Origin of the sequence: Microbispora sp. CA-135349 (genome assembly GCF_050947365.1) — a bacterium.
Lineage (GTDB): Bacteria > Actinomycetota > Actinomycetes > Streptosporangiales > Streptosporangiaceae > Microbispora.
On record NZ_CP192001.1, the window covers coordinates 1,227,264 to 1,241,433 of the forward strand.

The 14,170-nt window shown below is 71.9% G+C and carries 13 protein-coding genes; 4 read left to right on the top strand and 9 right to left on the bottom strand.

All coding sequences use genetic code 11. The features are described from left to right. Nucleotides 1–1,274: 1,274 nt before the first annotated feature. Complete coding sequence (locus ACQPZZ_RS06205; RefSeq protein ID WP_432929736.1) at nt 1,275–2,486, bottom strand: hypothetical protein; 1,212 nt, start codon at nt 2,484–2,486, stop codon at nt 1,275–1,277. Nucleotides 2,487–2,527: 41 nt separating this feature from the next. Next, nucleotides 2,528–3,253, bottom strand: coding sequence for a CAP domain-containing protein (locus tag ACQPZZ_RS06210; protein WP_363639225.1), 726 nt, complete (start codon nt 3,251–3,253; stop codon nt 2,528–2,530). Nucleotides 3,254–3,590: 337 nt separating this feature from the next. Here ACQPZZ_RS06210 and rplM point away from each other — a divergent pair, with 337 nt between their 5' ends. The 4 genes from rplM to ACQPZZ_RS06230 all read left to right on the top strand — a co-directional run bounded on the left by rplM (nt 3,591) and on the right by ACQPZZ_RS06230 (nt 8,916). Continuing rightward, on the top strand, nt 3,591–4,034 hold the full coding sequence (rplM, locus tag ACQPZZ_RS06215) for a 50S ribosomal protein L13 (protein WP_363639227.1): 444 nt from the start codon (nt 3,591–3,593) through the stop codon (nt 4,032–4,034). Between the two features lie 30 nt (nt 4,035–4,064). Continuing rightward, nucleotides 4,065–4,586 (top strand): 30S ribosomal protein S9, encoded by a 522-nt coding sequence (rpsI, locus tag ACQPZZ_RS06220; protein ID WP_432929739.1) that lies wholly within the window; start codon nt 4,065–4,067, stop codon nt 4,584–4,586. Further along, on the top strand, nt 4,586–5,971 hold the full coding sequence (glmM, locus tag ACQPZZ_RS06225) for a phosphoglucosamine mutase (RefSeq protein ID WP_432929741.1): 1,386 nt from the start codon (nt 4,586–4,588) through the stop codon (nt 5,969–5,971). The genes rpsI and glmM overlap by 1 nt, the downstream gene beginning before the upstream one ends. A gap of 122 nt (nt 5,972–6,093) precedes the next feature. Then, nucleotides 6,094–8,916 carry a LuxR C-terminal-related transcriptional regulator gene (locus ACQPZZ_RS06230; RefSeq protein WP_432929743.1) on the top strand — a complete coding sequence of 941 codons (2,823 nt, stop codon included), beginning with the start codon at nt 6,094–6,096 and terminating at the stop codon, nt 8,914–8,916. Between the two features lie 98 nt (nt 8,917–9,014). Here the strand turns inward: ACQPZZ_RS06230 and ACQPZZ_RS06235 are convergent, their stop codons facing one another. From ACQPZZ_RS06235 to ACQPZZ_RS06265, 7 genes are all read right to left on the bottom strand, one after another. Beyond that, nucleotides 9,015–9,401, bottom strand: coding sequence for a type II toxin-antitoxin system VapC family toxin (locus ACQPZZ_RS06235; protein ID WP_432934292.1), 387 nt, complete (start codon nt 9,399–9,401; stop codon nt 9,015–9,017). 2 nt (nt 9,402–9,403) lie between these two features. Then, complete coding sequence (locus ACQPZZ_RS06240) at nt 9,404–9,634, bottom strand: FitA-like ribbon-helix-helix domain-containing protein (protein ID WP_432929745.1); 231 nt, start codon at nt 9,632–9,634, stop codon at nt 9,404–9,406. A gap of 46 nt (nt 9,635–9,680) precedes the next feature. Further along, complete coding sequence (locus tag ACQPZZ_RS06245) at nt 9,681–10,397, bottom strand: ABC transporter permease (protein ID WP_363639238.1); 717 nt, start codon at nt 10,395–10,397, stop codon at nt 9,681–9,683. Continuing rightward, nucleotides 10,394–11,347: an ABC transporter ATP-binding protein gene (locus ACQPZZ_RS06250; protein WP_363639240.1), complete on the bottom strand. Its 954-nt coding sequence runs from the start codon at nt 11,345–11,347 to the stop codon at nt 10,394–10,396. The genes ACQPZZ_RS06245 and ACQPZZ_RS06250 overlap by 4 nt, the downstream gene beginning before the upstream one ends. Next, nucleotides 11,344–12,207: an ABC transporter permease gene (locus tag ACQPZZ_RS06255; protein ID WP_432929748.1), complete on the bottom strand. Its 864-nt coding sequence runs from the start codon at nt 12,205–12,207 to the stop codon at nt 11,344–11,346. Before ACQPZZ_RS06255 ends, ACQPZZ_RS06250 begins: the two co-directional genes overlap by 4 nt. Further along, entirely contained in the window at nt 12,204–13,130 is a 927-nt protein-coding gene (locus tag ACQPZZ_RS06260) for an ABC transporter ATP-binding protein (protein ID WP_432929750.1), read from the bottom strand. The genes ACQPZZ_RS06255 and ACQPZZ_RS06260 overlap by 4 nt, the downstream gene beginning before the upstream one ends. Before the next feature lie 77 nt (nt 13,131–13,207). Further along, nucleotides 13,208–14,143, bottom strand: coding sequence for a DUF389 domain-containing protein (locus ACQPZZ_RS06265; protein WP_432929752.1), 936 nt, complete (start codon nt 14,141–14,143; stop codon nt 13,208–13,210). Nucleotides 14,144–14,170 lie beyond the last annotated feature (27 nt).

The following is a 14,170-nucleotide window of genomic DNA, read 5'->3' on the forward strand; positions in this document are numbered from 1 at the left end:
CCGGCGGCTGCCAGGAGTGCGGCCCGGCGCCGTAGGGGGGCTGTTGGGGACCGGGGCCCGCGCCGGGGCCGTACGCGGGCTGCTGCGGCCCCGGAGGCGGGGGAGCCTGCGGGTACGCGGGACCGCCTGCGGCCTGCGCGGGGCCCCAGGACGGCTGCGCGGGGTGCCAGGGCGGGCCGCCCGCGCCTGGAGCCTGCTCCCAGCCAGGGCCGTTGGGGCCCACCTGTGCACTGGGGTAGTTCTGTGCGCCGGGGTGGCCCTGTGTGTTCGGGTAGTTCTGTGCGTCAGGGTAACCCTGTGTGTTCGGGTAACCCTGTGCGGTGGGGTCGGCCTGACCCCAGTGCGCGGTACCGGGGTCAGGCTGCGGCCGGTGTGGGGCGTTCGGGTCGGCGTGGGGTTGCCAGGCCGGTCCGCTCTGTGCCGGTCCGCTCTGTGCCGGTCCGCCTGGGCTCTGGGGCTGCCAGGAGGGAGTGCCCGGGCCGGGCACAGGAGGGTGAGAATCGGGGGCGTGACCCACGGGAGGCTGCCAGGGATGCGCGACGGGGGCCGGGGGCTGCCATGAGGGCGGGCCGTACCCGGGCTGCCGCTGGTCGCCGTGGGCCGCGGGCGGCTGCCACACGTGCACTCCCTGCCCTTCCGGCTGGTGCCAGGACGACGGATCTCCGCCGTACGCGGGCTGCTGCGGCACGGCTCCCTGGTCGGCGTACGGGCCGGCTCCAGGTTCGACCCCGGGATACGGCTCGCCGGACGCCGGCCTGCCGGGGCCCTCGTCTTCCGGGCGGCGCGGTGCGGGAAGGGACCTCGCGTCCTCCGCTCCGCCGGCGTTCCCCGGTGCGTGGGGAGCGGCGGGCGGGGGGCCGTATGCCGGGACGGCCCTGAACCTGTTCGTGCTCTCCGGGTCGTCGTTGAGCGGTTCCCCTGCCCTGAGACCGCCGGGTGGCCCATACCTGGTCGGGTAGTGCACCTCTGGAGGCGGGCCCGCCGAGGCGGCGGCGTCCGGAGCCCAGGCCGTGCCGCCGTCCGCCGGAGGCTGCCCGGATCCGGGCGGGACGGTCTGTCCGAAGCTCGGAGGTGGCGTCGGAGGTGTCGCCGAGCCCTCGGCGTCCGCCTCGGGGCGGGTCCACGCCGTTTCGTGTTCGTGCTCGGAACCGGAATCCTTGCCACGCATAGCCGGAAGCGTAACGGCGTGGACGCGTTGGGCGTGCCCCTCTGGGCGTTTCGGTCCGTGCCGCCCCGGGTCGCCCAGCGGCTCCCACCTCAGGGAACGCCTGGCCTCATCTGGGGCCACCGGTCAGCGAGCGGGTGTCCAGGGCAGGGAAAACAGTCGCGTCGGTGACGTCCACCGCGACCTGATAGAGCCGTTTCAGTTCATTCTTGGCTGGTTTACGGCCGTCCTTGAACTGGAACCACAGCAGCACCGCGTAGTGGCCGTGGGTCCAGCCGCCCGCGTAGGCCTCGCCGGTGCCGAGGTGTTTGGTGGCCTCGTCCTTGCCCGGCAGCGGCTTGAGGTAGTCCTTGCGCTCCCCGCCGCCTCCGGCGGAGGCGACCTTCTTCGCCGCGGCGGAGGTCCTGAGGTTGGCGACGCCCACGGTGCCGATGACCGTGCCCTTGGCGTCCGCGAAGCTCGCCCGCATGAGTTGCGTGCATCCGGCCGCCTTGAGCGCCTTCGTGATTTTGTCTCCCGTGACGCCGTCCGCGCACTTCTTCTCCTTGCGCGTCACCGTCCGGACGTACGACCGCTTGTTCTTGACGATCTTGCGTTTGGCGAACAGCTCCCCGAGTGACAGTGGGCTCTTGTCGGTCGTTCGCGAGGCCGTGTAGCCGTACTTCCCGAGAGGGGCCTGGGGGGCGAGCGTCGGGGGCGGGGCGGTCTGCTTCGGAGCGGCCACGGGCGGTTTCTCGTTGCGTGCTGCGTACCAGACCCCGGTGAACAGCACCCCGATCAGGGCCAGCAGGGCGAGGCCGAGGACCCAGGGGCGGCGCCACAGCGGCCCCTTCGCGTCCGGATCCCACTCGGGCTCCGGCGGAGGAGGCACCCGCGGCGCCGTCGGCTGCCGCCTCGCGTCCCAGTCGCCGCCCGCCTGACCGCCGCCCGGGAGCGCGTACGGGCCCGGACCCGAAGCGAGCTGCTCCGCCCGGTTCGGGCTCTCCTGCTCGTACGGCCCGCGCCCGGCGTACGGCGGCTGCTCCGGCTGCTGCTGGTAGGGCTGATAGGGCGCCTGCTCGCGTGTGTACGGCGATTGCTCGCGGGCGTACGGGGACGGTTCACGCTGGTAGGGCGCCTGCTCACGTTCATATGGCGATTGCTCGCGGGCGTACGGCGCCTGCTCGCGCTGGTAGGGCGGCTGGCCCCCGCCGTGGGGGGGCGCGTCGCGACGGCCGGCGAGGGGCGAGTCGTCCCCGCCGGCGTACGGCGGCAGGTCCCGCCTGCGGGGATCGGCGGGATGGTTCGGCGGAGGTGGTTGCTGGTCGCCGGGATAACCCATGGCGCTGAGATTAGTCGGCTAAATGGACAGATGAGGAAGCGTCAGGAATACCCGAAGTCCTCGGTCCACCACGGGCCGCCTCCGCCCGTGCTCACGCCGACCCCGGTCGCGACCAGGCGGCAGTTGAGCAGCGTGGCGCGGTCGCTCCGCCCGGCCATCCAGCCGCGTACGACCTCCTCGGGGGTCTGGTAGCCCTTGGCGATCGTCTCGGCCCCGCCGTCGGGGTAGCCCGCCGCGCCCATGCGGTCCCAGGGGGAGGCGCCCCCGGGCGAGCTGTGCCGGAACAGCGTGCTCGACGCCATCTCGTCCGAGTGCGCGCGGGCGGACTCCACCAGGCGGCGGTCCACCCGCAGAGGCCGGCAGCCGTGCCTGCGGCGCTCGGCGTTGACCAGGCGGACGACCTCGGCCTCCATCGAGGCGGACCGCATCGTGTCGGCGTCGTAGGAGTCCTCACCCCCGTCCGTTCCCGGGGTGATCACGGTGTACGACGAACCGCCGCCGGAGCCGCCGATCACGTTCGAGGGCGGCCGTTCCCTGCGGGGCCTGCGCTGCGGCACCTGCCGGGGGACGACCGGTGCCACGGTGCGCAGCACGTGGTCGAGGGTGGGCCGGTCGCGCGGCGCCGCGTCCGGCGCCTTCCTGCTTGCCGACGGGGTGGACTCCACCTGACGCAGATAGACGTCGCCGCCCTCGTCCGACCTCGCGCTCATGCGGCCGATCACGACGCCGGTGAGCAGGATGGCCGCGGCGCACGCCAGCAGACCCATCTGAGTCCCCCGTAAGGGGGCCCGGAAGGTGTGTTTTTTGTGAGGGGTCTGCCACATACCGCAGTCAAATATAGAGATCCGCGTCATGGGGAAGAAGGGGCGATTGGGTATGGATTTGATGAACGTTCAAATGTGTCGTTCCAATGGCGCGGCTCTCTCGCCGTTTTGACCAGGTGGCAGGGGGCCGGTAGTCTGCTAGTTCGTTGTGTGTGGATCGGTCTGCTCGTAGACCGGTGCACGGCGCGTCCGGCGTCTTCTCCCGTACATGTGGAGACGGAGGTTGTCGCCGTGCCTGCGCAACCTACCGAGAGTTCACATTCCAACAGAAGGCACTGCCGTGCGCACGTTCTCACCGAAGCCCAACGACGTCGAACGTCAGTGGTACGTCATCGACGCGACCGACGTCGTGCTCGGCCGGCTGGCCAGTCATGTGGCGACCCTGCTTCGCGGGAAGCACAAGCCGATCTTCGCTCCGCATGTCGACACGGGTGACTTCGTCATCGTCATCAACGCCGACAAGATCGCCTTGACCGGCAACAAGCTCGAGCAGAAGAAGGCGTACCGCCACTCGGGATACCCCGGCGGTCTGCGCTCCGTCAGCTACGGCGAGCTCATGGAGAAGCGTCCGGACCGGGCGGTGGAGAAGGCCGTCCGCGGCATGCTTCCCAAGAACGCCCTGGGCCGGAAGATGGCCAAGAAGCTCAAGGTCTACGCCGGCGCCGAGCACCCGCATCAGGCCCAGCAGCCGGTGCCCTTCCAGATCACCCAGATCGCCCAGTAATCGCGAGCCAGGAAAGTTAGAAGGAGAACCGTGGCCGAGCCCACCGGTATCGAAACGCTCGTCGAGGGCGAGCCGGAAGACTACACCGCGGAGGAGTTCCCCTCCGAGTACACCACCGAGTCGGCCCCCGCCGGCGAGGGCGTCGTGCGCAAGCCCATCACCACGGGCAACTCGTACGGCACCGGCCGCCGCAAGGAGGCCATCGCCCGTGTCCGCATCGTGCCGGGCACCGGCAAGTGGACGATCAACGGCCGCTCGCTGGACAACTACTTCCCGAACAAGGTCCACCAGCAGCTGATCAACGAGCCGTTCGTCGTGCTCGGGGCCGAGGACGCGTTCGACGTCATCGCCCGCATCGACGGCGGCGGCGTGACCGGCCAGGCCGGCGCGCTGCGCATGGGCCTGTCCCGCGCGCTCGCCGCTCTGGACGCCGAGGTCAACCGTCCGCCGCTGAAGAAGGCCGGCTTCCTCACCCGTGACGCCCGCGCCACGGAGCGGAAGAAGTACGGCCTCAAGAAGGCCCGCAAGGCTCCGCAGTACAGCAAGCGTTAATGTCGCAGGAGCCCGTAGGCGCCTCCTCCGGGAGGCGCCTCTTCGGCACAGACGGGGTACGTGGGGTCGCCGGGCGCGACCTCACCGCGGAGCTGGCCATGGACCTGTCCGTGGCGGCCGCGCACGTGCTCGGCGATGCCGGGGCGTTCCACGCCAGTGTCGGGCGGCGCGGCCGCCCGATGGCCGTCGTAGGCCGGGACCCGCGGGCTTCAGGAGAATTCCTGGAGGCCGCCGTGGTCGCCGGCCTCGCGTCGTCGGGCGTGGACGTCCTGCGGCTCGGCGTGCTGCCCACCCCGGCGGTCGCGTACCTGACCAGCGCGCTGGGCGCCGACCTCGGCGTCATGCTCTCCGCGTCGCACAACCCCGCGCCGGACAACGGCATCAAGTTCTTCACCCGCGGCGGCTACAAGCTGCCCGACGCGGTGGAGAACGAGATCGAGCAGCGGCTCGGGGAGAAGTGGGACCGCCCGGTCGGCGCGTCCGTGGGCCGGGTCCGCGAGGCGTACGGCGAGGCCGACCGGTACGTCTCGCACCTGCTGACCACCCTGCCCCACCGTCTCGACGGGCTGCGGGTCGTCGTCGACTGCGCGCACGGCGCGGCGCACATGGTCGCCCCGGAGGCGTTGCTGCGCGCCGGCGCCGCCGTGGAGACCATCGGCGCGGCTCCGGACGGGTTGAACATCAACGACGGTGTGGGCTCGACCCACCTGGCCGCCCTGCGTAAGGCCGTCGTCGAAGGCGGCGCCGACCTGGGCATCGCCTACGACGGCGACGCCGACCGCTGCCTCGCCGTCACCGGCGAGGGTGAGGAGATCGACGGCGACCAGATCATGGCGATCCTGGCCCTGGCGATGCACGCCGACGGCCGCCTCGTCAAGGACACGGTCGTCGCGACGGTCATGTCCAACCTGGGGTTCAAGATCGCGCTGCGCGAGGCCGGCCTGTCCGTGGTGGAGACCGCGGTCGGCGACCGGTACGTCCTGGAGGCGATGCAGGACGGCGGCTACACCCTCGGCGGTGAGCAGTCCGGTCATGTGATCATGCTGGATCACGCCACGACCGGGGACGGCCTGCTCACCTCGCTCCACCTCATGGCCGAGGTGGTCCGGCAGGGCCGCTCGCTCGCCGAGCTCGCGTCCGTGATGACGAAGCTGCCGCAGGTGCTCGTCAACGTGCGGGACGTGGCGAAGTCGAAGGCGTCCGCGCCCGAACTGCGGGCGGCGGTGGCCGAGGCGGAGGCCGAGCTCGGGGAGACCGGGCGCGTGCTGCTCCGGCCGAGCGGCACCGAGCCCATGATCCGGGTCATGGTCGAGGCCGAGTCGCACGACCAGGCCAAGGCCGTGGCGGACCGCCTGGCGGAGGTCGTCCGCATGGTCTGCGTCTGAGGCCGCAGGCGTCACCACTCCTGAGAACCCCGCTGGGCGCGCGCCCGGCGGGGTTCCTTATTAGAAGCCCTTCTCAATTAGAAGCCCTTCTCAGTTGCGAAATATGCGCGTAACACTGATTTATGTTCTATTTGACCGGTGTCCGGTCGGGGTTGTTAAGGGGTCGTGACAAAGAAGCGGACGCGCTGTGCGCGCTGGTGGACCGGGCCCGGGCCGGCGCGGGCGGGTGCCTGCTCCTCCTCGGCGGACCGGGTACGGGAAAGACCGCGCTGCTCGACCTCGCCGCCGCGTACGCCGCCACCGTCACCCCGGACGAGCAGGGGTTTCTCGTGCTCCGCACGCAGGGTGCCAGTGGCGAGACCCACCTGCCGTACGCCGGGCTGCACGCGCTGCTCGGCCCGATCGAGGGCCTGCTGGAGACACCGGCGGCCGATACGCGGGTGCTCGCCGAGGCGCTGCGTACGGGTGTCTGCGCGGGCGGCCTGGCACTGTTCGCCGCGTTGCTGCGGCTCCTGCGAGCCGCCGGGCGCCCGGTGCTGGTGTGCGCCGACGACCTCCAACGGCTCGACGTCCCCAGCCGGGAGGCGATCTGTTTCGTGGCACGCCGGGCGCGGACGGCCCCCGTCGCCGTGCTGCTGGCCGGCACGGGCCCCGGCGCGGGATTGGGGGCGGGTTTCGGCGCGGGGTTGGGCGCGGCGGAATCCGGTGCGGCCCCCGGCGATCTGCCGTCGCTGCCGCTCGCCCCGCTCGACGCGAGGGCGTCCCTGCAGGTGCTCGACGATCTCGTCCCCGAAGGCATGCCCGCGGACCTGCGTGCGGCGCTGGTCCGGACGGCCCGGGGCAACCCGCTCGCGCTCGCCGAACTCGCCGGCTCGCTGACCTGTGAGCACCGCACGGGCGCGGCGCCGCCTCCCGAGACGCCGCCGCGCGGCGGGCGTCTGTGGCGGGCGTACGCCGACCGGCTTCGCGGCCTGCCCGCCGACACCGCCGCCCTCGTCCTGCTGATCGCGGCCGATCCCGGCATCGACGCGGTCACATTGGTGCGCGCGGCCGAATCGCGGTCCGGGCTGGCGGCACTGGAGGCGGCCGAGGCCGCGGGCCTCGTCGTCGAATCGCCGGACGGCGGCTTCGACCTTGCCGACCCGGTCCTGCGGCACGTGGCGTACGCCGAGGCGTCCCTCGCCCGGCGGCGGGCCGCGCACCGCCTGCTGGCGGGCCTGCTCGATGGAGAGCACCAGCGGTTGCGGCGGGCGTGGCACCGCGCCGCCGCCCTCGACGATCATCCCGACAGGCTCGCCGAGGATCTCGTACACGCGCTCGCGGCGGCGCCGAAGGCGGCGACGGCCTTCCCCGAACCGTTCCGCGTCCTCGAACGCGCGGCCGAGCTCACCGGGCAGGGCGAGGCCAGGGCCGCACGGCTGACCGCCGCCGCCCGGCACGCTCTGCAGGCGGGACAGCCGCAACGGGCGAGGTCGCTGCTGTCCCGGATCGACACGCTCGCGGCCGGCGCGCAGACGCGTGGCCGGGCGGAGCTCGTGCGAGGCAGCCTGGAACTGCGGGCGGGCAAGACCGACAGCGCCTGCGACACGTTGCTCGCCGCCGCGGAGCGCCTGCTGCGCACCGATCGCGAGCAGGCCGTACGCGCGCTGGTCCGGGCCGGAGAGGCGAGCTACCTGGCGGGGGACAACCGGCGGTTCCTGGCGGTCGCGCGGCGGGCCGAGACACTGCGGCGGCCCGGCGACGACCACGTCACGCGCCTGGCGCTGGAGTATCTCGCGGGCATGGCCGCGACGTTCCGGGGCCGGCACCGTGAGGCGACCGCCTCACTGCGCCGCGTCGCCACCGAGGGCGTGAAGGTGGCCCCCTCGGCCGGCAGTCTCTCGGTGCTCGTGTGGGGCGGCGTCGCGAACCTCCTGCTCGGCAACGGCGCCGACGCGCTCACGCTGGCGTCCCGTGCGGTCGAGGTCGCGCGTGCCCACGGCGCGGTCGCCAGCATGCCGCAGATGCTGGAGATCCTGATCCAGGCACAGCTGTGGAGCGGCCGTTACGACGCGGTGGCGGCCAACGCCATGGACGGCCTGCGCCTGGCGCAGGAGACGGGCCGGGCCACCAGCGGCGCCCAGCACCTCGCCTGGCTCGCCTTCACCGCCGCCGTCGCGGGCGACGAGGAGACCTGCGCCCTGCGGGCGGCGCGGGCCGTCGAACAGGCCGCCGCCCACGGCGTGAGCGTGGCCGAGGCGCTCGGCACGCTGGCCCTGGCCCATCTGGACGTCGCGGCGAACCGCCACGCCGACGCCGTGAACCGCCTGCGCACGGTGGCCCGCACCGGCGACCCCCTCGTCGTACGGGTGATGGCGACGCCGCTGCTCGTCGAGAGCGCTGTACGCACCGGGGACATCGCGCAGGCGCGCCACGCGCTGGTCATGCTCGAACGCTGGGCGGACAGCACGCGCGACCCCGACCGGCTGGCGCTGGCGGCCCGGTGCCACGCGCTGCTCGCGCCCCCGGCCGAGGCGGGGGAGCGCTTCGCGCAGGCGCTCGAACTGCACCGTCAGGGGGCGTGCGCGTTCGAGACCGCGCGCACGCGGCTGCTGTACGGCGGCGTGCTCCGGCGATCGCGCCGCCCCGGCGCCGCCCGTGAGCACCTGCACGGCGCGCTGGAGACGTTCGAGCGGTACGGCGCCCGCCTGTGGAGCGAGCACGCCCGTGCGGAGTTGCGCGCGGCCGGAGAGTCGGTGCGGCCCTCGGGCTCCCGTTCGGAGGCCGGCCGCCTGCTCACGGCGCAGCAGTTCCAGATCGCGACCCTCGTGGCGGAGGGTGCGACGAACCGTGAGGTGGCGGCCCGCCTGTTCATCAGTCCGCGCACCGTGGAGCACCACCTGAGGAACATCTTCGCCAAGCTCGGCGTGCGCTCCCGGGTCGAGCTGACCCGCCTTCTGTCGTGAGGACGGGTGCCCGGTGAGTCACCGGCGGTGAGGCGGTGGCGGTCAGGGGTCCCGGGCCGGGCCGTCCGCTCGTCACTGTCCGGGCGACGTGGTGCGGCTCAGGAGAAGACCTCGATCTCGCACCGGACGCCGCCCCCCTTCGCCATCCGCGCGTCGCTGGTGATCAGCGGGCACGAGAGCGATTCCGCGAGAGCGACATACAGGGCGTCATAGGCGCTGTAATTGCTCTTGAGCTGCCAACTCCTGCCAAGATGAATCGTCAGGGGTGCCCGTGTCAGCGGTATGACCTCCAGCAGACCGAGGCCCTTCTCCGCACGGCGGACGTCGAGTTTTCCCGACAGAGTGAGCCCTCGGAGCACTGAGAGCACCTCGGCGTCGATGTGCGCCGGTGCGGCCAGGCTCTCGCCTCGCAGTCTCTTGCGGAGGGCGCCCCCGGATGATCCCTTCTCGACGAGGACCTTGACCAGGGCGCTCGCGTCGATCACGATCAACGGCTGCTCCGGCCCTTGCCGAGTTCGTCGAGGATGTCGTTCGTGTCGATGCCCTCGGCGGCGTTGGCCTCCGCCTTGTCCAGGATCTCGTCCAGAGTCGGCTGTCGTGCGTCGGCGATCAGCTTGGCGAGGAGGTACTCCTGCAGCGACTGGTGAGCGCGCATGGAGCGAGCCTTATAGGTGAGGTACACCTCGTCCGGGATGTTCCGGATCTGGATCGTCGCCATAGCGCTATTTTAGCGCTATGGCGCTTGATCGGCGCGATCGCCACAACTAGTCGTCGCCGGTGAGGGACAGGGAGCGCAGCCGCTGGCCGGTCCAGACGACGGCGCCGATCGTCACGATGACCACCGCCGGCACGGCGAAGCCGAGCGTCACCTCGCTGGAGAAGAAGGGCGAGGAGGAGACCTGGTCGGCGAGCGACTGGGCCCACTGCTGGATGGAGAACTTGCGTGCGCCGGGCACGTAGCCGCCGATCACGCCCTCCCACAGGAGGGCGTAGATGACGCCGACCGCGACCGCGTGGCGGGTGAGGACGCCCAGCAGCAGGAACACCGCGGCGTACGCGACGCCGCCGAACAGCGCCCCGAGGGTGAAGCCGGTCGCGACGCCCGACTCCGCGCCGGTCAGGAGATAGGCGGCGGCGAAGGTCGAGACGGCCGCGAACACCGCGACGAGGGAGGCCGCGACCACGAACTTCGTCACCGCGATCACCGGCCGGGAGATCGGCTTGGACAGCAGGTGGAGGATCGTGCCGTCCTCGATCTCCGGAGCGATGACGCCCGTCCCGGCGATCAGCCCGAGCAGCGGCAGCATCGTGCCGATCGCGAAGCTCTTCATCAGGGTCACGGCGGTCTGCTCGTCGTGTCCGTTGATCAGTCGCAGCACCGCGGCGAGCGCGACCAGCGCCACCGGCAGCAGAATCAGCAGCCAGATCCGCTTGCGCCCGAGCATGGCCCGGTAGGTGATGTCCGCCACCACCGTGTTCATCGCGCGCCTCCGGAGATCAGGTAGGAGAAGACGCTTTCCAGGTCCTCGTCGGTGGGGGAGACCTGCCACAGGCGCACGCCGAGGTCGCGCGCCATCCGGGGCAGGAGTGTGGTGAAGCGCGCGTAGTCGGTCACCTGCACCTCGACGCCCTGCTCGGTCAGCGTGACCGCACTGGAGGCGGGGTCGGAGATGAGGGCGGCGGCCAGGCGCCGGTCGTCGCTCGACCTGACCCGGAACAGGTGCGGCCGGTCGGCCATGCGCCGCCGGATCTCGCGGTAGTCGCCGGACGCCGCGTGCCGCCCGGCGACCAGGACCTCGATGTGGTGGGCCACCCGCTCGACCTCTTCGAGGATGTGCGAGCTGAACAGGATGGTCCGGCCCTCCTCGCCCATGCGGCGGACGAGGTCCATGAGGTGGAGCCGCTGCCGGGGGTCCATGCCGTTGAACGGCTCGTCCAGGAGCAGCACCTGGGGGTCGTGGACGAGGGCGGCGGCGACCTTCACGCGCTGCCGCATGCCCTTCGAGTACGTCTCGATGCGGCGGCCGGAGGCGTCCGTCATCTCCACCAGGTCGAGGGCCCTGCGGGCCGCGTCGGCGGGCGAGGGCAGGCCGTGCAGCCGGGCGGACGACAGCACGAACTGCCATCCGGTGAGGAAGCCGTACACGGCCTCCTTCTCGGGGACCAGGCCGATCTGCCGGTAGATCTCGTGGTTGTGCCAGATCTGCCGGCCGTCGAGGGTCACGGCGCCGCTGGACGGCGCGAGGAACCCGGCCATCATGTGCAGCAGCGTCGACTTGCCCGCGCCGTTGGGCCCGAGCAGGCCGGTGACGCCGGGCCCGATCGTCATCGTGACGTCGTTGACCGCGACGACGTTGCCGTACCAGCGGGACACCTGGCCGAGTTCGAGCACGCCCTGGCGGGTGGTCACGGGGGAGCTTGTGGTGGTCACGACGCCGCCTTCCGGTAGCGCAGGAGTACGCCGGTCACGGCCACGGCGATCACGGCCAGCAGGATCACGCACGACGCGACGCCCGACGGGTAGCCCTCGCCGGTGGTCGGAGCGGTGCCGAACAGTGCCGACTGGACGCTGTCGACGAGGAAGAACGGGTTGAGGAGCAGCGCCCACGGCGCGACGGAGTCGCGGCCGGACACCGACAGCACGGCGAAGAAGGTGGTGGAGACGGCCGCGGTGAACATGAAGAACGCGATCACCACCGCGACGCCGAGTCCGCGGCGCGGGGTGAACGAGGCCAGGGCGATGCTCACGGTCGACAGCAGCACCGCGTAGAGCACCGCGCCGCCCAGCGCGCCGAAGTAGTCGGCGGTGTGCGCCGGTCCGGGCAGGTCCACCAGCAGTTCGCCGACGAACTGGATCGTGAGCGGCACGGCCAGCAGGCCGAACAGCGCGACCGCCAGCGCGGTCAGCTTCGCCAGGACGTAGTCGGTGACGGTCAGCGGGCGGGACAGGTACAGCGGCAGCACCCGGAAGCGCAGGTCCGGCGCGACCAGGTACGGCGACTGCGCGGCCAGGAAGACCGCGATCACCGCCTGCATGAAGACGGCGTATCCGGGATAGGGCATGACGTACTGCTTGGCCAGTGCCATCACGCCGATCGACACGACCGTCGGCATCAGCATGATCGCGGCCAGCAGCAGCGGCATGATCTTGGCGCGGACCGTGCGGCCGAGCCCGAACACGCCGCGCAGGCTCTGCACGCCGAGGGCGAGCGCCGCCCGGCCGCGTCCCAGCCGTACGCCGTCGTAGTGGCGGTATCCGATGTCGTGGATGACCGCGGTCGGCTCTGTCATGCCACCGGCTCCTTGAAGACGTCTTCGATGCGGCCCCGGCGCTGTTCCAGCCGCAGGAGGCTGAGGCCGAGGTCGCTGACGGCGTCGCGTACGGCGTCGTAGGTGCGGCCGGGGTCGTCCGCGGCCACCTGGACCGTCAGCAGCCTGCCCTGCGACGCGACCGTCTCGCCGCCGGCGGTGAGCCGTTCGGCCAGCCGCTGCTGCCCCTCCTCGACCTCCACGGCGATGGTCTGCTCGGCCCGGGTGAACTCCCGGATCGCCGAGGAACGCAGCAGTCGCCCGCCGTCGATGACGATGACGTGGTCGCACACCCGCTCGAGCTCGCCGAGCAGGTGGGAGGTGACCAGCACGTCGATGCCGAACTCGGTGCCGATGCGCCGGATCAGCGCGAGCATGTCGTCGCGGCCCTGCGGGTCGAGCCCGTTGGTGGGTTCGTCGAGGAAGATCAGCTTCGGGTCGTGGACGAGGGCCTGGGCGAGCTTGACCCGCTGCCGCATGCCCGTGGAGTAGCCGCCCATCGGGCGGTAGCGCTCCTCGTCCAGCCCGACGTGGCGCAGGGTGTCGGCGGCGCGCTCACGGGCGGCCGTACGCGGCAGTCCGGACATCTGGGCCATGTGCACCACGAACTCGGTCGCGGACATGTCCGGGGGCAGGCAGTCGTGTTCGGGCATGTAGCCGACGGCCCGCCGGATCTCCAGGCCCTGCGTGGCGGTGTCGAGGCCGAGCACCGAGGCACGCCCCGAGGTCGGGGAGAGCAGGCCGAGCAGGATCTTGATCAGCGTCGACTTGCCCGCGCCGTTGGCGCCCACCAGGCCGGTCACACCGGTTCCGGCCGCGACCGTGAGGTCGTCGAGCGCCGTGACGCGGGGAAAGCGCTTGGTCAGCCCCTCGGTCGCGAAGCATGGGGTCGCGCTCGCATTCATGATCCGACCCTACTCGGCGCGCGATCCCCGGTCCTCCGTCTGATGGAGGAGCCCGTCTACGTCTCAGGTATGCCTTGTCAGGCCCGGGCCCTGCCTCCGCCGTGCCGGGTCCACAGGAAGCGCTGCAGGAACAGGGTCAGTGTGCCGGCGACGACCATTCCCGCGATGTTGACGAGGAGTTGCAACGCCGAGCCGCCGACCTCGTCCCAGCGCCACAGCGCCAGGGCCACGGCCATGTAGCCGGCCGCGGGGACGGTGGTGACGGAGATGAACACGCCCACCAGCGCGGAGGACTTGCCCGCCGTGATCGACAGGACCCCGGCGGCGCCGGCGAGCAGCGCCACGATGAACGACCACCGGTCCGGTGTGACGATGAAGCGCACCTCGTCGTGGTGCCGCAGGGTGTCCGGGGAGATCCAGCCGAGGCCGCGGACGAGGAGGGCGCAGGCGAGGGTGACGGCGATCGCGGACGCGAAGCCCACCGACAGGGTGCGGGAGGCCGTCCCGACGAGCCGCCACCGGCGGCGCAGCAGGCCGAAGGAGACGGCCGCCACCGCGCCGAACTCCGGCCCGAGGACCATCGCGCCGACGATCAGGATCTGCGACGGGATGAGCACGCCGATGGCCGCGATCTGCGTGGCGATGGCGAGGAAGGCCAGGAACGCCCACGTGATGCGGCTGTCGAGGGCCACACGCTGCTCGAACTGGTCCCACACCACGGCGTCGTCACCCTCGCCGGGCGCCCGCTCCTCCGCCTCGGCGGCGCCCCGGGAGATGGACAGCTCGATGTCCTCGGCCGTGATCGAGCCGTCGCGCTCCAGGCCGAGTGCCTTGAGCTCGCCGATGACCGTGTTGGCGGCCTCCCTCGCGACGTCGGCGAGCACCACGTCACCCTCCGGCCGCCGGGCCGCCCTGGCCAGAAGGACGACGTTCGTGACTCCCGGCGTACGGTCGAGCACCTCGATGACCTGGCCGGTCCGCTGGAACGGGGCGATGACCCGCAGATGCAGCACGGCTGCATCCTAGGAGCGTCCGGCAAA

What these genes read in the sequence shown, in the direction of transcription:
- ACQPZZ_RS06205 (WP_432929736.1), bottom strand. Translation starts at nt 2,486, where the DNA reads ATGGGTTATCCCGGCGACCAGCAACCACCTCCGCCGAACCATCCCGCC.
- ACQPZZ_RS06210 (WP_363639225.1), bottom strand. Translation starts at nt 3,253, where the DNA reads ATGGGTCTGCTGGCGTGCGCCGCGGCCATCCTGCTCACCGGCGTCGTG.
- glmM (WP_432929741.1), top strand. Translation starts at nt 4,586, where the DNA reads ATGTCGCAGGAGCCCGTAGGCGCCTCCTCCGGGAGGCGCCTCTTCGGC.
- ACQPZZ_RS06230 (WP_432929743.1), top strand. Translation starts at nt 6,094, where the DNA reads ATGTTCTATTTGACCGGTGTCCGGTCGGGGTTGTTAAGGGGTCGTGAC.
- ACQPZZ_RS06240 (WP_432929745.1), bottom strand. Translation starts at nt 9,634, where the DNA reads ATGGCGACGATCCAGATCCGGAACATCCCGGACGAGGTGTACCTCACC.
- ACQPZZ_RS06245 (WP_363639238.1), bottom strand. Translation starts at nt 10,397, where the DNA reads ATGAACACGGTGGTGGCGGACATCACCTACCGGGCCATGCTCGGGCGC.
- ACQPZZ_RS06255 (WP_432929748.1), bottom strand. Translation starts at nt 12,207, where the DNA reads ATGACAGAGCCGACCGCGGTCATCCACGACATCGGATACCGCCACTAC.
- ACQPZZ_RS06260 (WP_432929750.1), bottom strand. Translation starts at nt 13,130, where the DNA reads ATGAATGCGAGCGCGACCCCATGCTTCGCGACCGAGGGGCTGACCAAG.